5 protein-coding genes are annotated in these 2558 nt (G+C 52.6%); all 5 read right to left on the bottom strand.

The annotated features are described in order from the left end of the window. On the bottom strand, positions 1-380 hold a 380-nt coding region (locus DXA97_RS19565), incomplete at its 3' end, for a recombinase family protein (RefSeq protein ID WP_118721444.1). A gap of 111 nt (positions 381-491) precedes the next feature. Continuing rightward, complete coding sequence (locus DXA97_RS19560; protein WP_002569233.1) at positions 492-680, bottom strand: transposon-encoded TnpW family protein; 189 nt, start codon at positions 678-680, stop codon at positions 492-494. Then, positions 677-1531: an ATP-binding protein gene (locus tag DXA97_RS19555; protein WP_002569234.1), complete on the bottom strand. Its 855-nt coding sequence runs from the start codon at positions 1529-1531 to the stop codon at positions 677-679. Before DXA97_RS19555 ends, DXA97_RS19560 begins: the two co-directional genes overlap by 4 nt. After that, positions 1528-2277 (bottom strand): phage replisome organizer N-terminal domain-containing protein, encoded by a 750-nt coding sequence (locus DXA97_RS19550; RefSeq protein ID WP_002569235.1) that lies wholly within the window; start codon positions 2275-2277, stop codon positions 1528-1530. Before DXA97_RS19550 ends, DXA97_RS19555 begins: the two co-directional genes overlap by 4 nt. Continuing rightward, the gene (locus DXA97_RS19545) at positions 2267-2479 is read right to left on the bottom strand and encodes a hypothetical protein (RefSeq protein WP_002569236.1); all 213 of its coding nucleotides are present in this window, start codon (positions 2477-2479) and stop codon (positions 2267-2269) included. The genes DXA97_RS19550 and DXA97_RS19545 overlap by 11 nt, the downstream gene beginning before the upstream one ends. Positions 2480-2558 lie beyond the last annotated feature (79 nt).

Below are 2558 nucleotides of genomic sequence, written 5' to 3'. Positions count from 1 at the left end.
TCATTGTCGCCCTGTGCGCTGTCCACTCCGTCATTGATAGCGATGAAGCGGACACCTTTCTGTGGGAAAATCATTTCCGTGTACATTCCCACTTGCAGGTAGTTTCGCCCTAACCTCGACATATCCTTTACGATAACTGTCCCGACTTTTCCGGCTTCAATGTCCGCAAGCATGGCTTGAAAACCGGGTCTTTGAAAGTTCGCACCAGAATAACCGTCGTCCGTGTACCAGCGCAGATTGGAAAAGCCGTTCTGCTTTGCATAGGTTTCAAGGATACGCTTCTGATTGGAAATGGAATTGCTTTCGCCTTGCAGCTCGTCCTCATGGGATAGTCTTGGGTAAAGGGCGGTAATTGGTTGTTGGTTGGTCTGTCTTAACATAAAATCCTCCGTTTCCGACAGCCAGCCCCACTATTCCGTACCTTGATTGTACCACATGGGGCGGCTGTCTGTATAGCGGCAAAAGCGTCAAATCTGCTTCTTTATGGTCGGTCAAATCGCCGTTTTTTGTGTAGCAGCTTCCGCTTCCAGCACTTTCATCATCTTGTCGGCTGCGGTGTCGGTTGCGCCCTGCTTGAAGAAGCCGGAAACGGTAAGGACGGAGTTGCCCATGCGGATTTCCGTCACACAGTCCGGGCGGCGGTCTGTTTTGGTGGTGCTTGTCTGTTTCGTTTCTGTCATAGGCTCTCCTTTCGCTGCTTCATCAGTTGCTTTAAGCGTTCCAGCTTTTCCTGTGCGGTTTCCTTTCGGAAGTTGCTGCCCGTGAAGCGGACGGGGGCGCACATGGAAGTCAGCCTGTCATAGATACGGGCGTGGGGCGTGTCCTGCGGGTGCTGCAATTCCTCCAGCGTGAGGTTGGTCGTGGCGATCAGCGGCTTGCCGCTTCGGTAACGGCTGTCAATCACGCTGTAAACCTGTTCCAGCCCGTATTCTGTTCCTCGCTCCATACCGAAATCATCAAGTATCAGCAGAGGGTAGCTGCAAAGGCGGGAAATATATTCGTTCCTGCCCTCAAAGCTGGCGGCAAGGTCACCCAGTATCGTTGCAAAGTTTGTCATGCAGACGGCAACCTCTTTTTCCATAAGGGCGTTGGCGATACAGGCGGCAAGGTAGCTTTTTCCCGTCCCCACGCCGCCCCAAAACAGGTAGCCGATATTTTCAGCCTGCATGGTTTCCCAGCTCTCCACATAAAAGCGGGCGGTTTCGGTCTGCGGGTTTCTGCCGTTGTCATGCTCAAATGTCCAGTTCCGCATAGCAGGGTCGGTAAAGCCCCGGCGTTTCAAGTCCTCCACTTTTTCAAGGTGCTTCTGTCGGCTTTCGGCGGCTTGCTGCTTTTCACGGGCTGCCCGCTGGCAGTCGCACTCTGCCGGGTGGCGGTCACGCCCGAAACAAGTCTTTCCCTCTGCAAAATAGGCTTCTTTGGGCGTATGGCACTTACCGCAGTATAAAAGCCCGTCCTCGCCTGTGTAGTCCTCCGCTTCGGCGGTAGTGGCTGTAATGTCCGTAATCATAGCTTCAATTCCGTTTTTCATAAGCTCTCGCCCTCCTTGCATGAATAATCGGGTATGCCCTGTTTCGGGGCAGCCTTGCCTTTGGCAGCGTCCTCCTGCGCCCACTTGTAAATGGTGGCTGCATGGCTGTGGTACTGTTTCCCGGTGGAAGCGATATGGCAGGAAAGCCGGTCAATATAATACTCCCACTTGTCGGGCAACTCTGTTTTTAGCCCGGAAAGCTCTGTATCGGTCAGTATCACATTGTTGTATCTGCCATAAGCGGCGGGGGCGGGGTGTCCCGTTTCTCCCTCTCTCTCTTTTTCTATCTCTATCTCTTTCTCTAACTCTATCTCTATCTCTGGTGGACGAATGTCGGACAAATGTCCGCCTTTTGTCCGGGGCGGTAAAAGTGCCTTGTTTTCCAGTCTTGCAGCCCGTTTCCGCTCGGCTTCGGTAGAGGACTGTCCTATCATCAGCTCAATGTCGGTCATATAGAAAGCCCCGCTGTCAAGCTGCTCCACAAGCCCCAACTGCCGGAAAATCTCTAAAGCCCTCTCAACCGTCCCTATCTGGTGGCGGGTCAGTGTCGCTATCATCTGCGCTGTGTAGGGGATATGCTCGTCAAGCTGCAATTTCCCGCCGTTTTTCAGCGATTTTAAGTACAGCTTCAAGAGGATATTGGAGTATAAAATCCCGTCTTTCATATCTTCCAGCAGCACAATGGAGTCGCTGTCAAAAAAGTTCTCTTTCAGCTTGAGGTAGTAATACTTGCGGTTATCTGCCATTGTCCCTGTCCTCCTTTTTCCGGCGTTTGGAGTAGTAGTGGGGGCAGAGTATGATAACCGCCCGGAAGCTCTGCTTGCAGCTATGGGTACAGCCCCGGCAGAGGTCATTGTATGTGATACGATCGCAGGTGGAATTCCCGACTTTCACTTGCCGCAGGAAAAAAGACCATTCCAGCCGCCGTTTCTTGCTCATTCTTGGCATGGGTGCGCTCCTTTCTGCCGTTTCCGCTGGTGTGGCGGTATCGGCGGTAATTCTGTATCATCTCGGTATCATTTTCGGG

This window comes from Clostridium sp. OF09-36, from assembly GCF_003481985.1.
In the GTDB taxonomy this organism is placed as follows: domain Bacteria; phylum Bacillota; class Clostridia; order Lachnospirales; family Lachnospiraceae; genus Brotaphodocola.
The sequence above is the reverse complement of the archived record's forward strand: the minus strand, read 5'-3'. Positions and strand labels throughout refer to the sequence as shown.